This window comes from Phormidesmis priestleyi ULC007, assembly GCF_001895925.1.
GTDB lineage: Bacteria > Cyanobacteriota > Cyanobacteriia > Leptolyngbyales > Leptolyngbyaceae > Phormidesmis_A > Phormidesmis_A priestleyi_A.
Genome location: NZ_MPPI01000001.1, coordinates 394,765 through 418,178 on the forward strand (window position 1 = coordinate 394,765; position 23,414 = coordinate 418,178).

Annotated in this window: 20 protein-coding genes and 1 riboswitch; of the genes, 7 read left to right on the forward strand and 13 right to left on the reverse strand. The window is 48.0% G+C overall.

The window, feature by feature from the left end:
- The first annotated feature begins 1 nt into the window (after window position 1).
- Window positions 2-4,195 carry an eCIS core domain-containing protein gene (locus tag BRW63_RS01800; RefSeq protein WP_073069178.1) on the forward strand — a complete coding sequence of 1,398 codons (4,194 nt, stop codon included), beginning with the start codon at window positions 2-4 and terminating at the stop codon, window positions 4,193-4,195.
- 10 nt (window positions 4,196-4,205) lie between these two features.
- A complete protein-coding gene (locus BRW63_RS01805) occupies window positions 4,206-4,520 on the forward strand; it encodes a hypothetical protein (protein WP_073069179.1) in 315 nt (104 codons plus the stop codon).
- A gap of 215 nt (window positions 4,521-4,735) precedes the next feature.
- Here the strand turns inward: BRW63_RS01805 and BRW63_RS01810 are convergent, their stop codons facing one another.
- Both BRW63_RS01810 and BRW63_RS01815 read right to left on the reverse strand, forming a co-directional pair.
- Window positions 4,736-5,761 carry a hypothetical protein gene (locus BRW63_RS01810; RefSeq protein WP_223257263.1) on the reverse strand — a complete coding sequence of 342 codons (1,026 nt, stop codon included), beginning with the start codon at window positions 5,759-5,761 and terminating at the stop codon, window positions 4,736-4,738.
- Window positions 5,762-5,979: 218 nt separating this feature from the next.
- Complete coding sequence (locus tag BRW63_RS01815; protein ID WP_073069181.1) at window positions 5,980-6,171, reverse strand: CbtB-domain containing protein; 192 nt, start codon at window positions 6,169-6,171, stop codon at window positions 5,980-5,982.
- Between the two features lie 19 nt (window positions 6,172-6,190).
- Window positions 6,191-6,389: riboswitch (cobalamin riboswitch) on the reverse strand.
- Window positions 6,390-6,575: 186 nt separating this feature from the next.
- Here BRW63_RS01815 and BRW63_RS01820 point away from each other — a divergent pair.
- Window positions 6,576-7,460 (forward strand): WD40 repeat domain-containing protein, encoded by an 885-nt coding sequence (locus BRW63_RS01820; RefSeq protein ID WP_073069182.1) that lies wholly within the window; start codon window positions 6,576-6,578, stop codon window positions 7,458-7,460.
- Window positions 7,461-7,577: 117 nt separating this feature from the next.
- Complete coding sequence (locus BRW63_RS01825; protein WP_073069183.1) at window positions 7,578-8,141, forward strand: hypothetical protein; 564 nt, start codon at window positions 7,578-7,580, stop codon at window positions 8,139-8,141.
- Window positions 8,142-8,149: 8 nt separating this feature from the next.
- On the opposite strand, the gene BRW63_RS01830 is transcribed toward BRW63_RS01825, so the two are convergent.
- The 3 genes from BRW63_RS01830 to BRW63_RS01840 all read right to left on the reverse strand — a co-directional run bounded on the left by BRW63_RS01830 (window position 8,150) and on the right by BRW63_RS01840 (window position 10,079).
- Entirely contained in the window at window positions 8,150-8,908 is a 759-nt protein-coding gene (locus BRW63_RS01830; RefSeq protein WP_073069301.1) for an isoprenyl transferase, read from the reverse strand.
- Between the two features lie 38 nt (window positions 8,909-8,946).
- Window positions 8,947-9,306, reverse strand: a complete 360-nt coding sequence (locus BRW63_RS01835; RefSeq protein ID WP_073069184.1) for a hypothetical protein — start codon at window positions 9,304-9,306, stop codon at window positions 8,947-8,949.
- A gap of 155 nt (window positions 9,307-9,461) precedes the next feature.
- Complete coding sequence (locus BRW63_RS01840; protein WP_073069185.1) at window positions 9,462-10,079, reverse strand: hypothetical protein; 618 nt, start codon at window positions 10,077-10,079, stop codon at window positions 9,462-9,464.
- A gap of 188 nt (window positions 10,080-10,267) precedes the next feature.
- Here BRW63_RS01840 and BRW63_RS01845 point away from each other — a divergent pair, with 188 nt between their 5' ends.
- Both BRW63_RS01845 and BRW63_RS01850 read left to right on the forward strand, forming a co-directional pair.
- Complete coding sequence (locus BRW63_RS01845; RefSeq protein ID WP_223257264.1) at window positions 10,268-12,619, forward strand: tetratricopeptide repeat protein; 2,352 nt, start codon at window positions 10,268-10,270, stop codon at window positions 12,617-12,619.
- A gap of 541 nt (window positions 12,620-13,160) precedes the next feature.
- Window positions 13,161-13,421 (forward strand): hypothetical protein, encoded by a 261-nt coding sequence (locus BRW63_RS01850; RefSeq protein ID WP_143161986.1) that lies wholly within the window; start codon window positions 13,161-13,163, stop codon window positions 13,419-13,421.
- Window positions 13,422-13,645: 224 nt separating this feature from the next.
- Here BRW63_RS01850 and hemJ read toward each other — a convergent pair whose 3' ends face one another.
- From hemJ to purM, 5 genes are all read right to left on the reverse strand, one after another.
- Entirely contained in the window at window positions 13,646-14,242 is a 597-nt protein-coding gene (hemJ, locus tag BRW63_RS01855; RefSeq protein WP_073069188.1) for a protoporphyrinogen oxidase HemJ, read from the reverse strand.
- 518 nt (window positions 14,243-14,760) lie between these two features.
- A complete protein-coding gene (locus tag BRW63_RS01860; RefSeq protein ID WP_223257265.1) occupies window positions 14,761-15,039 on the reverse strand; it encodes a DUF3082 domain-containing protein in 279 nt (92 codons plus the stop codon).
- A 57-nt stretch (window positions 15,040-15,096) separates the two neighbouring features.
- Window positions 15,097-16,038, reverse strand: a complete 942-nt coding sequence (gene ispE / locus BRW63_RS01865; RefSeq protein WP_073069190.1) for a 4-(cytidine 5'-diphospho)-2-C-methyl-D-erythritol kinase — start codon at window positions 16,036-16,038, stop codon at window positions 15,097-15,099.
- A 13-nt stretch (window positions 16,039-16,051) separates the two neighbouring features.
- Complete coding sequence (gene rsmA, locus BRW63_RS01870) at window positions 16,052-16,900, reverse strand: 16S rRNA (adenine(1518)-N(6)/adenine(1519)-N(6))-dimethyltransferase RsmA (RefSeq protein WP_073069303.1); 849 nt, start codon at window positions 16,898-16,900, stop codon at window positions 16,052-16,054.
- 4 nt (window positions 16,901-16,904) lie between these two features.
- On the reverse strand, window positions 16,905-18,023 hold the full coding sequence (gene purM, locus BRW63_RS01875; protein ID WP_317615779.1) for a phosphoribosylformylglycinamidine cyclo-ligase: 1,119 nt from the start codon (window positions 18,021-18,023) through the stop codon (window positions 16,905-16,907).
- Window positions 18,024-18,348: 325 nt separating this feature from the next.
- Between purM and BRW63_RS01880 the strand changes: the two genes are divergently transcribed.
- Window positions 18,349-19,413, forward strand: a complete 1,065-nt coding sequence (locus BRW63_RS01880) for a septal ring lytic transglycosylase RlpA family protein (protein ID WP_073069191.1) — start codon at window positions 18,349-18,351, stop codon at window positions 19,411-19,413.
- Between the two features lie 244 nt (window positions 19,414-19,657).
- Here BRW63_RS01880 and BRW63_RS01885 read toward each other — a convergent pair whose 3' ends face one another.
- From BRW63_RS01885 to BRW63_RS01895, 3 genes are all read right to left on the reverse strand, one after another.
- Window positions 19,658-20,848, reverse strand: a complete 1,191-nt coding sequence (locus BRW63_RS01885) for a class I SAM-dependent methyltransferase (RefSeq protein ID WP_223257266.1) — start codon at window positions 20,846-20,848, stop codon at window positions 19,658-19,660.
- Window positions 20,849-20,907: 59 nt separating this feature from the next.
- On the reverse strand, window positions 20,908-21,108 hold the full coding sequence (locus BRW63_RS01890; RefSeq protein WP_073069193.1) for a hypothetical protein: 201 nt from the start codon (window positions 21,106-21,108) through the stop codon (window positions 20,908-20,910).
- Window positions 21,109-21,909: 801 nt separating this feature from the next.
- A complete protein-coding gene (locus BRW63_RS01895) occupies window positions 21,910-23,094 on the reverse strand; it encodes an NAD(P)H-quinone oxidoreductase subunit H (protein WP_073069194.1) in 1,185 nt (394 codons plus the stop codon).
- Window positions 23,095-23,414 lie beyond the last annotated feature (320 nt).

The following is a 23,414-nucleotide window of genomic DNA, read 5'->3' on the forward strand; positions in this document are numbered from 1 at the left end:
TATGGGAGACCAGCGATCGGATCAAACTACCACCCTCGAAAGCAGTCGGCAACAGAGTGCTGCGCCAACCTCCAAACCGCCGATCGCGACTCATGCTTCTCACCCACTGCTGCAACTGCAACAACAACTCGGCAATCGGGCTGTCACTCAGTTAATTCAAGCAAAACTCAGCGTCAGTCAGCCCAACGATGCCTATGAGCAAGAAGCTGATCGCGTTGCCGATACTGTGATGCGGATGCCTAATCCGATCGTGCAGCGCCAACCTTCTGAAGAAGAAACGATTCAGGCAGCCCCGATCGGACGCGTCACGCCACTCATGCAGCGACAGGAAGAAAAAGAAGAACCTGTGCAAATGCTGCAACGGCAAGTTGAGGAAGAAAAAGAACCTGTTCAGATGCTTCAGCGACAGGTTGAAGAAGAACCAATTCAGGCAAAAGCAACCCAATCAACGCCTGCTGTCACTTCCAACCTAGAAACTCGGATTCAGACGATGCGCGGCAGTGGACAGCCCCTTCCCGACTCCACCCGCGCCTTTTTTGAACCGCGCTTCGGCTACGACCTCAGCAATGTCCGCATCCACACCGATTCTCAAGCCAGTGAGGCTGCTCGCCAACTCAACGCTCAAGCCTTTACCTTACGTCAAGATGTTTTCTTCAACGCTGGACGCTATGAACCCCAAACCAGCCAAGGCAAGTGGCTTCTGGCACACGAATTAACCCATACGATCCAGCAAAACCCAGGAGCCTCTCTGGTAGCGAAGCGCAAAATCGTGCAGCCGCAGCCAGAAGGTGGGACTGGGCACCCTCGCTTGCAGTTGCAGAAAAACGGGGCGATCGCCATTTCTCAAAACTCCAGTCCTACAATCCAGCAAAAAGTGAGTGGCAGTAAAGCGCCCACTTCCCCTGCTCAAGACCCAGCCTTTCAGGCAGTGGTCAAAAAAGCAAAAGCTGCTGCAAAACAACAAAAGCACCATGAGCCTGCAAAAAGCAAAGCGGCTCAAGCTCAGACTGCCGCAGTGCCTCCTGCGAACGATGTTACCAGTAAGGCCGCAGGCAAACAGGTGCAGCAGATGGATCAGCAGCAACCCAAAGCCTTTGACCGCAAAGCCTTCAAAGCTGCCCTCGTTGCCAAGATTGCCGCCGCTGCCCCCAAAAATCTGGAGGAAGCCGACAATTTCAAAGAAAGCGGTAAAGTTGGGGCTGTCAAAGGTGAGCTGACCGGACAGGTGACTAGCAGCAAACAGCAGTCGGGAGGAGCGATCGAGGCTAAGGTCAAAGGCACCCCCGACCCCAGCGGCATTGCGTCCAAAGCCGTCACGCCCTTACCGCCTAATCCGTCGGGTGCCCCTCCCAGAGCGATCAATGCCGCCCAAGCAGCGCCCAAACCTAAAACTGCTGCCGAGATATCCCTCCAAGCTGGAAGTCAATCTCTTGACCAACAAATGGCTCAAGCCGAGGTGACAGAAAGCCAACTGAAAAAATCGAACGAGCCGGATTTTAAGACTGCGGCAACTGCGAAACAACAGGCGCAAAAAGATGCAGTCACCGCTCCTCAAGCCTATCGCCAGGGTGAACAGGGAGTATTAGCGCAAGCGCAAGCGCAGGCAGTCACGACAGCAAAGGCGCAACTGACTGGAATGCACGCCGTACGCGGGCAAGCGCAAACTAAAACTACCACTGCCCAACAGCAAGCCAAAAACCAGGATGAGCAGAAGCGCAAGGACGTTGCGAATGAACTTCAGACTGCTTATGCTCAAACCAAGAAAGCGGCTGAAGACCGCCTCGCCCGCTTAGACACCGAGGTCAACCAAGCCTTTGATTCGGGGGCTACCGCCGCCCAGCAAAATTTTGAGGATTATGTTACCCGGCGGATGAAGACCTACAAGGATGATCGCTATGACAGGATAGGCGGAAGCATTCTGTGGTTGAAAGATAAACTCTTGGGCTTGCCGAGTGAAGTGAATGCTTTTTATCAAGAGGGCAGACAGCTTTATATTGCTCAGATGGATGCGGTGCTCGATCGGGTTTCCATTCTGGTCGAAAAGGGGCTAAATGAGGCAAAAGCTGAAATTGCCAAGGGCAAAAAAGCAATTGAGCAGAAGCTATCAGAACAGGAACCCTCTTTGCGAAAAGCATTACAGGAGGATGCCAAAAAAATCCAAGGGCAGTTTGACCAGTTAGAGCAAAGTGTTGACGATAAGCAAAATCAACTGATTGATTCTTTAGCCCAAAAATATAACGAAAAATTGCAGGCGATCGACACTCGCATCGACGAGATGAAAGCCGAAAACCGCGGCTTGGTCGATAAAGCCATTGATGCCATTGCTGGAGTGATCAAAACCATCCTAGCGCTGAAAAATATGCTCTTGGATGTGCTGTCAAAAGCCGCCTCGGTGATTGGCAAAATCATCAAAGACCCGATCGGCTTTCTGGGTAACCTGGTGGCTGGCGTGAAACAGGGCTTCATGAACTTTGTTGGAAATATTGCCTCGCACTTGCAGAAAGGATTGATGGGCTGGTTGTTCGGCGCGATCGCAGAAGCCGGGATTCAGATTCCAGAGAGCTTTGACTTGAAGAGCATTCTCAGTCTGGTCATGCAAGTGCTGGGGGCAACTTGGGCGTTCATTCGTGCCCGTGCGGTGAAAGCCTTGGGTGAGAAAGTGGTCAAGACGATGGAAACCACCGCCGAGATTTTCCAGATTCTAATGACTCAGGGCATTGTGGGAGTGTGGGAGTACATTAAAGAGCAACTCAGCAGTCTGAAGGATGTGGTGATTGAAGGCATCAAGTCCTTCGTTAGCGACAGCATTATCAAGGCGGGAATCACCTGGATTATCGGATTACTCAATCCTGCTGGGGCCTTTATCAAAGCCTGCAAGGCAATCTATGACATCATCATGTTTTTTGTCGAGCGGGGCAGTCAGATTATTGCCCTGGTTAATGCGGTGCTTGATTCGGTTGGCGCGATCGCCGAGGGTGCGATCGGCGTTGCCGCCAGTGCCGTAGAAAATGCCCTCTCCAAAGCCGTTCCTGTGGTGATCAGCTTCCTGGCTGCCCTGCTGGGTGTCACTGGCATCAGCAAGAAGGTTCGAGAAATCATCGAGAAAGTTCAGGCACCTGTCAGTAAAGCGATCAATTGGCTGATTAACAAAGCCTACAACTTAGTCAAATCTGCTGGCAAACTTCTTGGATTTGGCAAGAGCAAAGATGATAAACCAGATGAGCGTACAGATCAGCAAAAGAAAGCTGACCTTGACCAAGGTGTGGGTGAAGCGGATAAACTCATGGCGGAAAAAGATGCAACCCCCGACAGCGTCAAAACAAAACTGCCTACAATTCAATCGAAGTACAAATTAACTTCGCTTCAGTTACTCAAAGATGCTGAGGATGAATACCATATAGAAGCCAAGATTAATCCCGAAGAGAAAGGCCCAAAACATAAGCTGGGTGGTAAAAAAGGAGTATCCTTCAAGCTAGCTCCTGGTGGCTTTGCAGCTCATGAGGAAGACATCTTATCATCAGAAGATGCGGATAAGAAGGTACATCTTCTAACTAAACATGGTTCAAGAGTTAATTCAGTTTACTTGAAGGAGCGTCTTGAAGAGCCGCTGAAAAGATTTCGGGAGGAACGCGAAAAAAGAGAGAAGCTCTATAAAGAGCAAATTGAAAATATAAGGAAAACAATTGATGAATTATGGAAACAAACTGAAACGGCTAAGCCAGACAAACTTGAGAAAATTTTGAAGAGAATTCAAGGAGATAAAGGTCAAGGTCTAGAAGCCCAAGTGAAAGATATACAGAGCAAGCTTCGCTGGTTGTTGAATATTAAAGAAGACGACAAATCTGCGATTGAATATGCATTGAATACAGAATGGCACTTGAATATAACTTTTCGAGCGACTAAGTTTTATGATCAAAAGATCATGGAGAAAGCAGTAACGGAAGCATTAGAACAGAATCAGGAGAAAATCGATAAAGGCTTTACTGATAAAAATGGTGGTTCCTTAGAAGTTGGGACAACATTACGCCCGCCAATCAAGCATAAGTTCTCTCAGAATTTAGGTGTGGGCTATGAACTAGGTTCAAATATGGAAACGGTTCCAATCGGTTCCTTGAACCATGTTGTTGTAGTTATTGTACTCACAGACAGCGAGAAACGCCTTTACAAAGTAGAGACTGCTCACCCAGAGCGTTAAGAAAAATCCAATGATTAGTCAGGATGATTTAGATATTGTTAGTGAGTTTCTTGTCAGGTTCTATCACCAAGAACCTGATTATTTTGAAGCCACAATAAGAGCTTTGCAAGTTTTAAAAGATCGCCATCAATATAAGTGGGAGTTAGCAGCGGCATTCAGGAAGGTTCTTGAAAGTTCATTGCCTGAAGACACACTAAGAGACCTTGTACTCTTCAGTGCCAACCGCTTTGTTCAAAACCATGAAGATGCTAAAGCCGTTCTCAAGAGAATCTATGATGATAATATTCTTTACACTGCGGTTGATTTTGATGACCTGAAAGATTGATAAATAAACAGAAGTTAGTAGGGTGAACACTGCCCACATCCATAAATTTGCCGCGATCGCCCCACCCCAAAGCAAAATTCACAGGCGCGATCGCTCGTGCATTCGCCAGTGCATAGTTAGATTGAATCGATACTAAACAAGGAGCGATCGTTCAAAGAGGGCACGACGTTGATTGTTGAAGCGCGATCGCTTCCCAACAAAGCCGCTCCAGATTCCTAAGAAAAACTACGCTTCAAAGTGGGTGGTGACTGCTGAGTTCGTCGCCGCTGTAGCCACAGTCCTAGCAGCAAACCAACGCCTACGATTCCTGTCATGTAAGCAAGCGAAATCAATCGAACAACCAGCGGCGGCGCAACGCCTTCTACAGGAATATTCTGAGCGACTTGAAATGGCTGAAACCGTCGTGTAGAGGTTGGCTGAGGCGCAACTTCGACCTCAATATTATGGGGCGCACCATCAAAGAACTGCTGCTGCCATGCGAGTTTTCCGGTGCTGTCTGGAATGCCCTGGTAGGCAAACGCAACCCAATTATTTTCTAGCTGTGTGGTTTTGATCCGTAAAGCTACATCGGTGACAGGTTGCTTGGTTTTGACATCGATTACACCGACTTGCAGTTTAGCAAGTTGACCCACAGTAGCACTTGAGTCACCCGAAAGTTGCATCTCTAAACCCTGAGATTGCACTTTGGATGGCTTGTCGGATGTAGGCACGTCTTCTGTCATGTGAGACATTGCCATCGACCTATGAGATTGACCCAGTTCAGCGCTGATGTTGACATAGAGGAGAGCCGCGATCGCCACCACAGTCACGCCACTCAGCAACAATCTCACCCGTTGCGGTGCAATTTCTCCTGGCTGAATGGGTTGCCCACTGCCAATTAACCAACCACCTCCTAGCCCTGCTGCTAGCAAAATTGCTGCCAAAATGCCAAAGTTACGATATTTAACCCAGTTCTCTGGCACCGATAGAGTCAGAGTTTGGTGAATCGGTGCAAAGGCATTGGGGACGATCGGCATCACATCTACCAACAGTTGGTAAGTTCCTCGAATTGGCAACATTTGTTGAATCTGTAGCTCACCCTTGGGCGCTAGAGCTTCTAGATCTAACAGCGTTGTGCCTTCCGAGATCGGGAAATCTGTTGTGAACCAGGGGTTTTGCGATCGAGTCAGAATTTGCAGCCGCATCTTGGCGTTTTCTACAGAATGACCTGACTCATCTATTGCTTGCAGTGTCAACTGCACCGGGGGTTGGGGGCTGGTTGCCTCCGCTTCAAATGGTTTAATCTCGCTTACAACTGGGCGGGTTGTTAATCGTATAGAAGGTTGGGGAGTTTGGGAGAACCCGATCCAACCATAAAGGATCATTCCTATCAGACAAATCACACTGATAAGCGCTGAACGCTTGAACTTTGACATCGTTTTATTCTGCAATCACAACACAAATGGGCTGAATCTCAGCCCTAATGACAACTCACAAGCGCAGTGTGGTGACGCAGTGAATGCACTTTGTCGTGAATAGCTGGATAGGTGGTGAAGTAAACAGTCCACAGGATCAGTGCGAAAAGTGAGACGTAAAGGGCTGATTGCACCGGAACTGATAGCGTCCGCTGTGCGATTTTTTGCTGAACTGAAGAATAAGATTGAGTCGTCATTTTGTACCTCGTAAATGAGACGATGTTAGGCGATTCGGCAGGCGTTCTGACTTGGAGAATGCAAAATTAAAAATGGTAAGAAGCACACATCCTACAAATTTTTCATTTCTAATTTTTCATTTCCTTCACAGTTGCGGGACAGCGGTAGAGTTTCACTACACTTTCCCTGTTTCCTCTGACGGCTGCTCCCCGTCAGAACCGAGTCGTGAACTCAGCATACTTGATCGGGAAGATTTTAGAAACGTTTTAGAGGATCTGCTGCTTCAATAGACTTCCTGCATAAATACTCCGTTCTCACCCTATTCCCCAAAGAGAAGGGAGCCAGAATCTTATTCCCTCTCTTTGGGGAGAGGTTTAGGGCGAGGGCGGTTCAGATGCCAGATCATTTGTTGCCAAGCTAGTATATGAAAAATTGGCGGCTCCGACTGCTGACGATTCTGTGGGCTGCAAACAGTAGAATAGGCGGTGTGATCAGTCCTTTAAATCAACCCAAAAGAGATGACGCGGTGCTGGGTGGTCAGGTGACAGCCCCGTCGGGAAGTGTTGTGCTAGGCGGGCTAGATGGAATCAAACGACGGTTTGCCAGTGATCTCATAGACCAGCGCATCGCTGCACTTCGAGAAGCAGGGAGCGCCAGTGTCGGGTTGGATCTGTTGATTCAAGGGCTGCAAGACTCGTCGCTTGTGGTGCAAAAAGTGGCGTATTTGCTGCTGCAAAAGCGGTGTGAACTCAAGGCAAAAAAGGCGTTAGACGACTATAGCCCCTATGCGCTGTTTGAATGTCTAGCAACCTTGGCAGGACACGCCGCAGGAGTCACCGCGATCGCCATCGCCACGCGGCGTTTTGTCTACCGTCCTGATCAAGAGATTGTCATCAGCGCCAGTCGAGATGGCGTAGTTAAAGTCTGGGATTTGCAGGCACAAGAGGAACTGTTTAGTGTGAATGTCTGGGCGATCGTGTTTGCGATTTCTATCGACCCTGACGAAGACAGTTTCACGATTAGAACCAAACAACAGCTTATAAAATCCTGGAGTCTCAGAACTGAGCAGCCAGTGACTCCTGCTCAAAAACAGCCGAGAACGATCGCGTCCGTGACCGTAAACGAAGGCAGACACTTAATTAGCGGTAGCCGCAAAACCATCAAAATTTGGGATTTACACGCCGCACGAGAAGTCTGCTTATTGCAAGGGCATTCCAGTTTAGTGACAGCAGTCGCAGTGAGTCACGATCGCCCTTTACTAGTCAGTGGCAGTGAAGATCAAACGGTTAAAATTTGGGGAGTTGCTTAGTCTGAGACAGAAAATTGACGATCGCTTTGAGATTATCGATACTATTTAAATAGCCTCATTTGATAATTATCAGTCTTTTAAGATCATATTTCTTAACCTGTTGTTTGAATGACTCTCATGACACACACTATTTCGCAAATTAAACGAGTCAGTTTTTTGACCGGAGCGTTAATTGTATTGAGCTTCTTGTCTCATAATGTGGCGGCGATCGCACGCGCTGTCACTGCTTCCCCACAGGTCGCCCAGACCAATCAAGACGGTTATCAAACCTATCAAAGCCAGCGTTTTAAGTTCAAAATTGACTATCCGCCTAGCTATCGCTTAGATGCCACCGAAGAAAGTCGCGGCATACGGCTTCAGCCAACAACGAAAGATCAGACTGGAAGCATTGTGATTGCAGCGTTTAGCAATCCTAATAGACTTTCTGCTCTGGAATGGGTGAGCCAACAGACGGCGGAGTCTAACTTCAGCAATCGCCAAGATACTCCTAGAAGCTATAGCTTTGCAGGGCAGCCCGCGATTTCTTACCCGTGGTGTGACAAAGTGTGTGCAGATAACGTGGTGTTTCCGAGTCGCGATCGCCAGACGATCATGGTGCTCACCGTTCTTTATGACTATCCAGCCGATCAAATTCGCTGGGACTTTCAATCCATTATCGGAAAGTTTCGATTCACCTCGTAGCCATCGCTTTAAGCAGATGCGGCGGTAACTCGACCAAAGCGCCGATCGCGCCGTTGATACTCCAACAATGCTTGATGAAAGGCGACTCGATTGAAATCTGGCCACAAAACATCGGTGAAATACAGTTCTGTGTAAGCAAGCTGCCAGAGTAAGAAATTACTCAAGCGAATCTCGCCACTCGTACGAATCAACAGATCAGGATCAGGCATCTTTGATGTGTCGAGAGCGTTAGTGATCAGTTGTTCACTAATCGCGTCTGATCGAAGTTCTCCCCGTTCTACTTGCGCTGCAATTTGGCGACACACTTGCGTTATTTCAGTCCGGCTGCCGTAGTTGACTGCAATGTTAAGTCGAACGCCCTGATTATTCTCAGTCGCAATCATCGCAGTGTGTATTTCGCGTTGTAAGATGTTTGGCAATGTCAATAAATCTCCAAAGAATGAGACTCGCACTTGCTCGCGCTGCATTTCTGCCAATTCTCGACGCAGCAGCCGCTCAAACAACAGCATCAAAAAGTTGACTTCCTCGATCGGGCGGCTCCAATTTTCGGTCGAAAACGCATAGGCGGTCAGCGCTTCAATTCCCCAGTCTTGGCAGCACCGCACCAGGTCTTTGAGCGTCTTAGCGCCGTGACGATGCCCAACAATGCGGGGCAGTGCTTGTTGAGTTGCCCATCGACCATTGCCATCCATAATTACAGCGACGTGGCGAGGCAAGCGATCGGGGTCTAAATCAGACGGAAGCGTTGAAAAAAGATTAGAAGACATGGGGATTTTATGCGTGACTAGGTGAACAGGCGGGTTTCTCATGCTTGATTTTTCCCAAATAGACTCTGCAAATAGTCGGGCGTTAGACTCTGATTCCAGCGCCAGAGATGCCACAAAGTGCGTAAGCAGGTAAACGAAAAGGTGGCTCGGTTTGTCCAAGACCACGATCGCCACGACAGAACGTTCATCATCCGGTGTAAGGTGCCAATCAAACTGCTGCGTTCAGCCCGATAAGTGACTTGCCCTTTCATAGTTTTGAGCAGCGTCAGAAAAATGTGACGCACCGAAGATTCTGGAAACGCCCAGACCCCAAACCCCCAAAATTTAGTCATGTGGTTGATTTCGTCTTGCGCCAATTCTGCCAGGATGTCGTGAAGCGACCCGGTAGAGTGTGCCATCAACCAGAGATATAAACAGGTTGCTCCATATTCTGTCGCGATGCGGTGTAGCCCAGGGTGCGACCTCTACCTGATACTAAAGTGACTCAAGCCTCCTGCTGATAAGGTTTTTGAACGATTTCACAGTAGTCCTTTTGATTATCCATTGATCAATTTTACAGGCACTCAAAACCCTTATGGAGCAAAAGGTAATCGGTTTTTTCCAATGTATCGGATGGAGGTCGCACCCGTAGCCCATGCCGATAGAGGTCAGTGCGAAGATCGCCCGACGGCTCATATTGACGGACAGCACGAGGCGTTGGGGCAACTTTTTCACCCGCAAGCTGCCCATAAATTTTGAGCAAAGCAGGCGTATGCTGGCGTTCTTCTTTCTCCCATAATCCGGGTTCTAAGAGTACACCGTCTGAATCAGTCGTGCCTCCCACAAAGCGGGCAAGCGGTGGATGCAGCGTTTCTAAATAGCGCCGACTCGTCTCGGTATAGGCACGAATCGGCGCTTCGGTATCGATCGCGCCCACCAAAATCGAAAGAAACACGTCTGGGTCAATGCCCACAATCTGCTGGTGATCGAGATGCCAATCAATCAAACTCCAGGGGCGCGGTTGCGGATTCTCAAATTGCACTGGCAGATCTCGCAACCGTTCATGAAGGTGTTCAAACGAAAGATAGCGATCGAGTAGCCGATTGATTCGATCATAAATGTGACTCTCATTTCTAGAATTCTCACTGCATGAATCGGCGTTGACGAGTCTACAATTAGGCGCATTGATCATAGAATTTTCACCTTTAGCGAATCGAAAATCTGATGATTTGAATCGGTGTAAATCAAGCAATTGTTGAGCTGCTGACAGCTTATAAAGAAACCCAAGGGTTTGTCAGTCGGGCGAAGTCGGCAATTTAAGGATTTCAAAAAGTCGGAAAAAGTCGGAAGCCGACAGGATAGACTCAATGCATCTATGGTGTGTCACGATCGATGGATGCTGAAGCCGTCTTAACTTGGGTGGATGCCCTAATTGTTTCTAACACTGGAAAACGCCTCAGCGACCTGCAAAGAACCGTTTTGCAAAAGGTTTGGCAGGGGCACAAATATTTAGAAATCGCTGCCCACTATGGCTGCACCGAAGGACACGTCAAAGACGTTAGCGCCGATCTCTGGCAATTTCTCTCAAAACAGCTTGGCGAAAAAATCACCAAAAGCAACTGTCGCACCGCCCTATCTCGTTATTTTCAAATCGCTCCGACTGCCAAAAAATCGGCTAGCCTCAGGCCTCACTTTGTCGGACGCACTGGTGCGATCGCTGACCTCGACGCGCTGATTAACCAAGGCGCAAAGGTGATTGTGATTCAAGGCGAAGGCGGTTTAGGCAAAACCACACTAGCGCAGCAATATCTTCAAACTCAAGGGTTTGACCTGGTTTTAGAACTGTTGATGGCCAAAGAAACCCAAACTATCACTTCAGCCGAACGGGTGGTCGAAGAGTGGCTCAAACAAGACTTTAATCAAGAACCCGGCATCGAATTTGGGGTGACGTTAGGACGACTGAAACGACAACTGCACGATCGTCGAATCGGGGTGCTGATTGACAATCTAGAACCTGCCCTCGATCAACAAGGTCGTTTCATTGCTCTTCATCGTAGCTATGTTGAGTTGTTTCGCGTCTTGGCAGATGCCAGAGTGCAGTCTGTGACGCTGGTGACGAGCCGCGATCGCTTGTGTGAGTCAAGTCTCAACGTCGCTCACTATCGGCTTCCAGGCTTAGATCAACGCGCCTGGAACGAATTTTTCACCCATCGAAAGATCGCGATCGATGCCCCAACGATCGAAAAGATGCACCGCGCCTACGGAGGCAACGCCAAGGCAATGGGCATCCTCTGTGGGGCAATTTGGGAGGATCTAGGGGGCGATATGGTTGTCTACTGGCAGGAAACACACGGCGATTTGTGGGTGACGACCGATCTAAAGGATTTGGTGGCAAATCAAGTCAACCGCCTGCAAAGCCTTGACCCTCAAGCCTATCGCTTATTTTGTCGGTTGGGATGCTATCGCTATCAAGATGTGCCGACTCTGACAGCGCAGGCGTTGCAGTGTTTGCTGTGGGACGTTCACCCCGATGATCATCGAGCCACGATCGCGTCGTTGCGAAATCGCTCTCTAATCGAGTGTCATCACAACGAATATTGGTTGCACCCCGTGATTAGAGCTGAAGCGATCGCTCGGTTGCGAACGAGTGACGAGTGGCAAATTGTGAATGCGAAAGCCGCAGAATTTTGGACGACCCGTGTTGAAACGATCGAGACCACAAAAGATGCTTTAACCGCTTTAGAAGCTTACTATCACTATGTTGAAATTGACGATTTCGAGTCAGCAGGCATTGTCATTCTAAAGAGCAGAAATAATCAATGGCGGCAGTTTTTACCTCTGGGCAGCACACTCTATCGAATGGGATTAGTGCAGCCTGTTCTTGCTGCTATTAGCCAGATAATTTGTAATATTCAGTCCGATCAAAATTTAAGTGAACTCTATAATATTTTGGGTGACTTACGATGGATCACGGGCAATATTCATGACGCGATCGAGTGCCAAGAAAAGACGATTTCTTTAGCCAATCAAGCGATTAAAGTACTCACATTCACAGCCGAAACAAAGCGCCAGTTTTATTATCTAAACATGTTAGCCGTAGACTCACAGTTGAGCATGGGTCTCTATAAAATCGATTTATGGGAACTCGAAGCAGCGGCTTGTTTATTTCAGCAAGTGATCCGATCCGCGCAAAACACCGAGCATCATCGTTGGGCAGAAAAAGCGTCTGTTTGTTTGGCACTTGTCTATTCTTATTTGGGGCAGCGAGCAGACGCGCTGAGTTTAGCCGATGATATTCATCACACGCTTTCAGCCCCATTAGTCGAGCAGTCTGTAAGATTTGCTTATTTCATGCAAATTCTCGGTCAAACCTACCTCAACTTAGGCAATTTTGACCGAGCGATCGCTTTATATCGTCAAGCGCTCACCTTTGCCGAAGCCGGACACTATACCCAAATTAAAGCCAAAACCCTCAACGGATTTGCGGAAATAGATCGTCAGCAAAAATCATTTAAAACTGCCCTCACTCGACACATAGAAGCGATCGAGCTTCTCGATAGAATGGGCGCAAAATGTGATCTAGCAGACGCTTATTTTCAGTTAGGGTTAACTTATCAAGCCATGCAAGAGATAGGCAAAAGTCGAGAGAGTTTCGATCGGGCAATACGTTTATTTTTAGAAATGCGCGCCCCTAAGCAGGTTGAAAAAGTACTCAAGCAAGCGACTCCTTGACGGCGCGATCGGTCAAGGTTAACTGAAAGCTTGCAGCATTTTTAGTCAGTCCGTTGACCCGCCCTGAACTGAAGTTCGGGCGGGAGAATGCCATGAACAACAGGTTCTTATCGCCCAGATGACACAGGTGCAAGATCTAAATCAATCAATTGTTTTTAACAGAAGAATAGTCTCTTGGAAATACTTTATTGGTTCCACAGCCCTAACTCAGGCTAGAGGAGAGGTGACGCTGATCTTTTTAAGATTAGCCTCAAATGTTCGTAGCTACAAGCGGCTTGAGTGCCGTTCTTCAACCTGTTATCGCTGTTGTATCCACAGCGCTGAATCCTTCTCGTGATCTTCGTTTTAGAAATTTGACAAACGAATAACGCAAGAATACGGCGATCGTAGGCAACGAGATCAACACACCGCAGAAATCGCTCGATGCCTCGCTTAAATTGCGTCACGATCGCCCACTCTTTAACGAACAAATGACTCCAGAACTATCGAGAAGAAAGTCACCGGAGCAGGAGCCGCCGCGATTGCCCTTGGCAGCCCGCTTTTGACTGAAACCGCAGACGCGGCATCTACACCTGATGCTCAAATGAAGGCAGTTCCAGACGAATTAGCCAGCTTTGAAGCCCCTCCGATCGAGCAACAGTCTTCCTTTAATGCGCGCAACAATGCGACGATCGCCAATGCGGTGATGGGTGTGCTTGCCAAGCGGGGTAGGCCTGCGGTTGAAGCAGTGGGAAATGTCAGCCACAAATTGATCCCCGGCCCTGAAGGCAGGGCTGGTTTATTAGTAAGAGAAAAAAGCTAGACTCCCTATTTCTCCCTTGATCGCTTTGAACATTATGTACAGAGGCAACCAATTCATAAGGGCTTCAACATCATTCTTTTTTCAACAAACCAGTCCTGCCAATTTTGGGGGACTTCAAGCCCAGAATTGAGATTCAAAGTCCCCCAAAATTGGGAGATTTAGGGGACAGCCCGGATTTGCAACCGTAGCGAAAAGCTTCATCGAATTCACGTTAATTTACAATCCTAAGCGCCCACTTCTGAAGTCGATTTTGTTGCAACGGTGGCTTCTGCCAGCTCTTTCTCTTTTGCCAGTCTGCGCTTTTTAGCATAAAGCTGAATGATCGCCGCCATTGCCACGATCATGGCAAAGATTCCCCAGGCGGTGGCGCTAGTGGGTAAATTGTTCTTAAACACTGCCAACATCACGACAATCACAAAAAACACAGTCGGCAACTCGTTAAACCAGCGAAACTGTTGCCCAGTCATTTTGCATTCGTCGGCAGCGAGTCGCTTCATGATAATTTTGCAGTAGTGGTGATAAACCAGCAAAACTGCAACGCAGGCAAGTTTGGCGTGCAGCCAGGGTTCTTTGAGCACGTCTGGTTCGGTGGTGACCAGCCCGATCGCCATGACAACCGTCAACAACATTGCAGGAGTCATGATGATGCTATAAAGGCGCTTCTCCATGATCTGGTATTGATTTTTGAGAATGGTGCGCGCTGGCTCTGATTGTTCGTCAGCTTCTGCGTGATAAACAAACAGTCGAGGTAGATAAAACATTCCTGCAAACCAGGCGACAATTCCCACAAGGTGAAATGCTTTGAACCAGAGATATGTCATAAAAAATTCTTCGAGATTTTGAATTACGAAACGAATCTGCTCAAGGAGATTGAGACGGACTATCTATAATTCTCTAATATTGAGGCATCAAGCGGTAAGCGCGTTGGCAATTTGAAATCTAGAATTACGATCGTAGGCTGTGGAAAACTCTAATTTATATAAAAATTGAATTGCTAATCCACGCCCTGGGCGATCGGGCTACCTCGTTTTGCTAGAAACCAGTACATACATAGTTCTCAGCCATAATCAATCAACTTTTGAGCTAGATTTCTCTTTTGAGGAAAATTTAAACCGTCTTTGCTAAAAGGTGATAAAGTATGGAGCGGTTCATCTCAAACATCACGAGAGAATCAGGGTTTGAGCGCGTAAATTAAGAAAAGCCCTTCACAGGCAAAAAGTTTTCCACAGAGCAGAAAAACCGATTCTGCTGGATCAGTTGATCTGTGGAAAACTTTGAATGTTCTGTGGAAAAGCTAGAGGGCAATTCTAAAATCTTTCTGGATCTGCGAACCCTTAGATCAGTCTACCGTCGATCGCTGCTTTACTTGCCCAATCAAAACCTGAATGCCTAAGCCAAATAGCCCGACGGCAGCTAACCCAAAAATTCCGGTGCCCAAGGCGCTTAACCCAACCACCAATGTTCTGACTGCAACGGCAATATTGATGGTGGTGACGTTGTGATATTGCAAAGGTCTGTTAGCGAAAGCGAGGGCGATCGATTGAGTCATGTTGTATAAAACCAACGCAATTCCACCCGCGACGAGCGAACCCAAGACGCACTGGAGAGGGCTGGGCATTGCGTTAGATCGAGTCTTGGATTGAGAAGATTCAGACGAAGATTCAGGCATATTTCATTAACTGGTTGCTAACCGAACTCCAGACGGACAAAACCTCGTAACCCAGAGATCTAGATTGGGGTCAGCGATCGCCCCTTTCATCTGCTCTCTAACTTGCTCGGCGTGGGCTTGAGACTCGACTAGCCCAAAAACCGTAGAGCCAGAACCAGACATCATCGTGCCCAACACCCCTAAACTTTGAAAGCGATCGCGGAGCTGCTGCACTTGCAGATATTCGGGCAACACGACGCGCTCAAGATCATTGTGGAGTAGTTTACCAATTTGAGCGAGATTTTGCTGGGCGATCGCTGCCATCATTCCTCTAGACTGCTGTTTTCGAGTCTCTATCTCACTCACACTTTTTGGATAGGTGTCACCAAACTGCTGTCGGTAGGTTTTATAGGCCCAGGGAGTCGAAACTGGCAAATCGCGATATTTGGCCAGCACCACATATATATCGTGAAGATCGGGCAAACCGTCTAGTTGTTCTCCCCGCCCGGTCGCCAGCGAGGTGCCGCCTGAGATGCAAAACGGAATGTCTGACCCTAGCGTTGCACCCAACTCTTGCAGTTCGGAGTGGGTGAGTCCTAAATTCCACATTAGATCTAGACCGACCAGCACCGCCGCCGCATTGCTAGAGCCACCTGCTAACCCTGCGCCCAGAGGGATGCGCTTCTGAATATTAATTTCGACTCCCCCAAACTTGGCAAAATAGTCTGGAAACTGCCGCACCATCAAATCGGCGGCTTTGTAAGCCAGGTTTGTTTGATCTTGAGGCACATCGGGATGGTTGCACCGAACCTGAATCGTCTCTGCCCCGATCGGGCGCACGGTCACTAAATCGGCTAACTCGATGCTTTGCAGCACCATCACCAACTCATGGAACCCATCGGGACGATCGCCCACAATTTGCAGATAGAGATTAATTTTTGCTGGAGCAACGAGAGAATAGGAGCGCATAAAAAGTTGGGGGTCAGGGTTCTGGGGTCAGGGTGGGTGAGCCATTGCCCACGACTTCTACGGTGTTGCTGAGTGCGACCCAATTGGCGACGCTGAGATCTTCGGCACGAGCTTGAGGGTTGACTTCTAATTGTTCCAGAATCTGGGTCAGTCGATCGCCTTCGATCAAACTCTTCAAATTGTTTCGCAGCATTTTGCGCTTGCTAGAGAAACCAAGTCTAATCAGCGTCTCCATTTGTCGCGGATTGTGAGCCGGGTTTTCAACCAGACGCGGCCGCAGACAAATCACCGCCGAATCTACTTTTGGCGGTGGCTGAAAGGCTTTAGCTGGGACATCACAAACAAACTGACAATCTGCTAGATATTGAACCCGCACTGACAACGCACCAAAATGGGTCGAGCTAGGATTGGCACACAGCCGCAGTGCCACTTCTTTTTGCACCAGTAGCACGATCGAGTTAAAGGGATTGGGATTGGGACTTGCGATCGTGCCCAGCAATTTTTCTAAAATCGGCCCAGTAATGTTGTAGGGAATATTGGCGACAACTTTTTTAGGATTTTGAAAGGCAGGTGCAGGTTCTAGAAGTTCGTCAAAGTCAATCGATAAAAAATCTCCTTGCAGCAGCAGAAAATTTTTGACTTGACCCAGTTTTTTAGCGAGAAGTTGACACAAATCTCGATCGATTTCAACGGCGACAACGGCTTCAGCTTGGGCTAATAATTGCCGTGTCAAAACGCCTGTACCTGGCCCAATTTCTAGGACTCGATCGGACTTTGATAACTCTGCCGAACTGACAATTTTAGCCAATGCCTTTTCGCTGCGGAGCCAATGTTGACCAAATTGTTTGCGGGTTTTGGTCACAATTTTACGCAGGTAAACCAACTAACTGTCCAGCACCGGGAATCACCGTGCCGATCGTGGATGCTTTAATTGTTTGAGACGCAAAAAATTCTAGGGTTTCTGCTGCACGATCGGGCGGCACAATCACCACAAACCCAATTCCCATATTAAACGTATTCAACATATCGATCGGGCTAACGTTTCCTTGAGTGGCTAACCAATTAAAGATGGGTAAAACGTCCCAACTATTTGGATTCACTTCAACTGTTTGGTCTTTTTGCAAACAGCGAGGCAAATTTTCTGGCAGCCCGCCCCCCGTAATGTGCGCCATGCCATGAATGGGAATCTGATGTTTGAGCGCCGCCAAAATCGGCTTAACGTAAATGTGAGTCGGAGTCAGTAGAACTTCACCGAGACTTTTTCCAGCCAGAATTTTGGGACGATCGCTCCACTCAAATCCACGATCGCTGACAATTTTGCGAACCAAACTAAAACCATTGCTGTGTACGCCGCTGCTCGGAAGCCCGATCGCTACATCTCCAATTTGCACTTGAGAGCCGTCTAAAATCAGACTTTTTTCGACAATACCGACGCAGAAACCTGCTAAATCATATTCATCTGCCTGATAAAACCCTGGCATCTCAGCCGTTTCTCCACCTAGCAGCGCACATCCTGCCAACTCACACCCTTGCACAATGCCTAACACGACCTCTGCCAGTTGTTCGGGTTGCAGATGCCCGGTTGCTAAATAATCTAAAAAGAACAGTGGCTCTGCTCCACAGGTCAGCACATCGTTGACGCACATGGCAACGAGATCAACGCCAACCGTATCGTGACAATTTAAGGTGTGAGCGAGTTTGAGCTTAGTGCCCACGCCATCGGTGCCCGATACCAAAACGGGTTCTTGATAGCCTGTCGGCAGTTGAAACAATCCGCTAAAGCCACCAATGCCGCCCAACACTTCGGGGCGATAGGTGCGTTTAATCATGCTGCCGATGCGATCGACAAATGCCCGCCCTGCTTCAACGTCAACCCCAGCCTCTCGATAATCCATGAAATGAACACCTCTGTATCCGTCACCAATGCTGAGTGCTGCAATTTTGACCCACGCAAAATCACTGAGTTTTTCTGGCTGTGCAGACACAAGACTTCAGCATACCCTACAAACACTGTGAAGCTAGTGTGAAGTTTTAGTAAAGTTCCTAATCGCAGCAAATCTTAAAACTTTTCTAGAACCATCGCAGGATAAGGCTTTGAAGTCAAACACGCAGTGTGAAGGTAACATGAAGTTTCTTTGCATACTGATAGCACCCTGATCCCCTGGGCAAAAACTTCATGGTAGTCTGTTGCAGTTCTGTAACTGGGAGTAAAAAACGGAACGAGTACGAGTTAACTAAAAGCCTCTTGCAAATTTGCAATCTGCTTACCGAACTCAGGCTCGATGGCAAATGTCCTTCACACACGGAGATATGAATCAAAAACTTATTAGCGGTCTGACTGCAACCCTGTTGATCACTACCTTGTTAGGTCTCAACCAACGCAGTAACGCCGAATCATCCCCAGCGGTGAGTCAAGCTTCTGAAGCCGATCAAAATTCTCCACCGCGCCCGCATTCGCCGATAGGCGATGTTGTCAAAGTCGGTGAGCAACAGAGCCAAACCCCGTCCTCAGAGGACTCGATCGCCAAGATTCAAACCCACGAGCGCGCTGGACGCAAAGCCGCAACGCTCTATGTTCGCAACATCCCGGTTCTAACCTTTGTCGGTTCACAGTCAGCCTCCTCTAACGGCGTAAAAATGGGAGCAACGCAGACTGATGAATCTTCTCAAATCGCCAAACTCAAGTCTGGTTCTGTGAGTGCAGCAGCAGCACCTTCTTCAGATCAGCGTCAGAATTCTACCCAAACTTCGCAGTCTGATCCGGTCACAAGAGCCACCGCGATCGCTGCCAAACTCAACCAACTCTATCGCCAAGGGGTCGATGCAAAAGGCATCACCGTCAGATGGAAGCAAGCCCCCAACGGAAAAGGCGATCGCTACATCATCGAGGCTAACAAGACGACGATCGTGGCAGTTGATGCCGATACGATTTTGCCCGACACCACCAAAAACCCTGAGCAAGATGCGCTGCAAGTTACCAATCGGCTTCGTCGTCTGATCGGAGATGCCGCACCGCTCAAAGGAGTGCCTAACAAGCCAAACAATGGAGGACAGCAGATTTCTCTAGGCCCGATTAAGCTTCGCATTAATGGTTGGGCATCTTGGTATGGCCCTGGATTTGATGGCAACGCGAGTGCGAGTGGTGAGACTTTCAATCAAAATGCGATGACGGCGGCTCATCGCTCTCTGCCATTTGGGACACAAGTGCAAGTCACGAATCTAGATAACGGACGATCGGTGATTGTGCGAATCAACGATCGTGGCCCTTTTTCGGGCAATCGTGTGATTGACCTTTCAACAGGAGCCGCCCGTGTTTTGGGAGTCATCCAAAGTGGCATTGCCCCAGTGCGCCTAGAGGTGATGAGTTCTCGATAGTTCGTCTGACCATTAACCACATGAGTTCGATAGAAGTGGTTCACTCCGAACATCTTTGCTGAGCTGAAGGCAGTGTGAATTCGGGAAGCCCCCTAAATCCCCCAATTTGGGGGATTTAGGGGGCAGAAGCCGCTGAGAACGAAGCGAAAAAACTCGTCGAACTCACGTATTAACCGTAGGGACATGCCATGCCGTGTCCCCGTGACCCAATTAGGACACGACATGTCGTGTCCCTACGATCAGATTAAAATTCCCTTAACCCAATCAAAGGTCGCTCGGTTTCTTGTTTTGTCAAACCTTTGCTTTGAATCAAAACGCCGAAGTTGCCGAGTCCCATTGGGTTCATCAGTTGGTGAAGCGCGTCACGACGAAGAATTGCATTCTGAATGTCTTGAGCATTTTTAGCGTCAATTTGACTGAGCGCCGTCAGTCGATCGCTCAACCCCAACGCCATTAAAAATAACCCTTGCTGGGTAAATCCTAAAGTTTTTAAGCCACAGCGATCGCCCTGCCCCTCTAGTGCGGTGAAGTCAACGTGAGCCGTGATATCTTGTTGACCCACATTGATATAAGGATTGTTGTGATGGCTATGCTGGTAGTAACACTGCAACGTTCCCTGCGATCGTCTGGGATTATAATAGCGAGTCGCGGTGTAACCATAATCGATCGTTAAAATATAGCCACGCTGGATACGATCGCAGACTAAACTCAGCCAATCTAATGCCGCTAAGTTGACCTCAGTCCGATAGCCATCTGGGTAATTAGGCGAGAATAAATCAATTCCGTTTAGATCAAAATAGTCAGTCAACCTCGAAGTCGAGGGTTCATCAATCACCTCCGCAAATCCGTTCGGCTGTGCAGTGACGTAAATCTCTTGGAGTTTGCGATCGGTCAATGTCACCAGATGCACCGGAAAAGCATCAATCAATTCATTTGAGAAGACGCAACCTGTGATCGAATGAGCAGGAATTTCGTCTAGCGATCGCCACTCAATCTTCACCTTTGCTTGCCACGACTTTAATCGTTGCTGCTGCTCTGCCATCAAAGCGGCGGCTTTCTCAACAATCACATAGTCTAGACAAGCGAAACAATCAGGATGATGACGTTGCAAACCGCTCAAAACATCTGCGGCTAATAGTCCTTGTCCGGCTCCTATTTCAACTAAGGTGAATGACTGAGGCTGACCCAAAATTTGCCACATCTCTGCAAACTGTTTAGCCAATAACTCACCAAAATCAACCGCTAAATGGGGCGAGGTGAGAAAGTCACCGTGCGCCCCAATTTTTCCGCGATTTGCAGCATAGTAGCCATAGTGTGGATGGTAAAGCGCCATCTCCATATACTCAGCAAATGAAATCCGACATTCGGAACTGTGGAGAATCTGCTGAGTAATCAAACTAGAAAGGTCAGATGTGCGATCGGGTAAATCGTTCACAGTAAAAATTAGCCTCTGTCTGACCTCTAAACCCTAACATCTGGCTCGTTAGAGTTGAGTTAAGCGATCGCAGCAGGAATGACTTCCTTCTTAACCGTTTCAAAAGCGATCATAAAATCAGTCTGGGGTCGGGTTTGCTTCAGCACCTTTATATAACAATCGGCATCGGTGCGGCGACGGAAGCGAATAACTAACTGACGTTGAAGATCGGGCAGGGTTTGATAGACAGCCCAGGGAGTCAATTGCTCTTGATAATTCATAGTTCTATTGGGGTGAGGAGTAATAGTTGACGAAATGGATGGAGTTGACAAACTTTAGGGGAGCGGTTCAGGACGTGCCGGGTCAGATGCTAGATGTAGCGTTACTGCTCTTTGCTTTCTACTAGTGATAGCGGTTAATTTTGAGATTGTCAACCCTTAGCTCAAGCAAACTTTTAGTGGTTGTATCTCCAGACTTTTGCACTACAAACTGCTTTGCCTAGTGAAGAATGCTGTGGGCTTTGGGCACGATCGAAACTCTCGCAACTTCCGACCTTAAAAGCTCAAAAGGCATAGCCCATGAACTTAGATTTAGTTAGATATTAAGTATCCTGACTTAATTAAGAAGCGTACGTTTGCACCAGTCATGATGCACATTATGCAAGTCAGAAAGAATTTTATAGAGGCACCTTTCAAGCACTGAGAACTTACGGACGACAAAGCATTTTCAGCGCTCTTAACTTTACTAACACTTTATACTACCCTAAAACGACTCAAGTTTATGAATTTCGTTCTTTTTAACCATTGCGTCTTTTTAACCATTGTGTCGCAGATTGAAATAAAACGTCTAAAGGCTCAACATATGGTGTTTAAATCTGATTTTATAATCTATAAAGAACAAGTAAAAAAGTCAGTGGTTTTACGGAGCTTGACGAAACACAGGGTTTAGACAGTGGTTGATATCACTGAGAGCTATGACGAATTCCATCACTCCCTTAACGATTCGTTCAACGTTTTGAGACAAAAAATAGGGATGCACCAAAGTACATCCCTCCAAGATCAAGAGACTTTCAAGACATTTTGTTAGCGATCGACCGATCCCATAATGATATCGATGCTTCCTAAAATGGTGACAATATCTGCCACCTTCATGCCTTTTAGCAAGTGGGGCAAAATTTGCACGTTGTTAAAGTCAGCCGCCCGAATCTTCCAGCGCCAGGGAAATGGGTTGTCGTCGCCCATAATAAAGATGCCTAACTCGCCCTTCCCGCTCTCAACTCTGACGTAGTGTTCGCCTTTGGGAATCTTGAATGTCGGTGCAATTTTCTTGCCGATGAACTGATAGTCAAAGCTATTCCACTCAGATTTTGGCCCTTCTGCCATTCGCTTCGCTTCTAAATTCTCAAACGGGCCGCCGGGTAGAGCCGCGATCGCTTGTCTGATAATCTTGACCGACTCGCGCATCTCCCGAATTCGCACGATGTAACGGGCAAAGCAGTCTCCTGCCGTCTCCCACTGCACATCCCAGTCAAAATCGTCGTAGCATTCGTAGTGGTCAACTTTTCGCAAGTCCCAGTTAACGCCTGATGCGCGCAACATCGGCCCAGACAGACCCCAGTTAATCGCTTCATCGCGTGTAACAGTGCCGACTGCCTCGACCCGCTTGCGGAAGATCGGATTGTCGGTGATCAGCCGCTCATATTCATCCACTTTGGGCATGAAATAATCACAGAAGTCTTCGCACTTGTCAATCCAGCCATAGGGGAGGTCAGCCGCAACGCCGCCAATGCGAAAATAGTTATGGTTAACCATGCGATATCCACAAGCCGCTTCCCACAGGTCATAAATCAGTTCGCGTTCGCGGAAGATATAAAAGAACGGGGTTTGCGCTCCCACGTCTGCCATGAATGGCCCAAGCCACAGTAGATGATTAGCGATGCGATTTAGCTCTAACATGATGACGCGGATGTGACTAGCCCGCTTAGGAACCGTGATTCCGGCTAGCTTTTCTGGCGCGTTAACTGTCACCGCTTCGTTAAACATGCCTGCGGCGTAGTCCCATCGACTCACGTAGGGCACAAACATAATGTTAGTGCGGTTTTCGGCAATTTTTTCCATGCCTCGGTGCAAGTAGCCGATCACGGGTTCGCAGTCGATCACGTTCTCCCCGTCGAGGGTGACGATCAGCCGCATCACTCCGTGCATTGAGGGATGGTGCGGCCCCATGTTGAGAACCATGGGTTCGGTTTTGGTTTCGAGCATTGCCATAGATGTTCAGCCTCTCCCTTACAGATTTTGGAATAGCCCTGCTTCAGTCTCGGATCATAATAGGCGACTGGCAGCAGTTGAGTCGAAAGCGTTTAATTAGCTGAATGTATATCGTTGCTCGCTTTTGTTGCGCCTTCTTAATTATAGAGATGGCTGGCTGTAAACGTTGACTGGAATAGATTTAGCTGACAATGAAGTTTTTGCAGAAAATCAATAGAGCGAAGTCGATGTTGAACCAAACCGATGCTTCTAAGATGGGAAAGACAGGCAAGATCAACAGTGAAGGATCTAAAGTTAACGGTGGGTGATGTGTTTGGGTG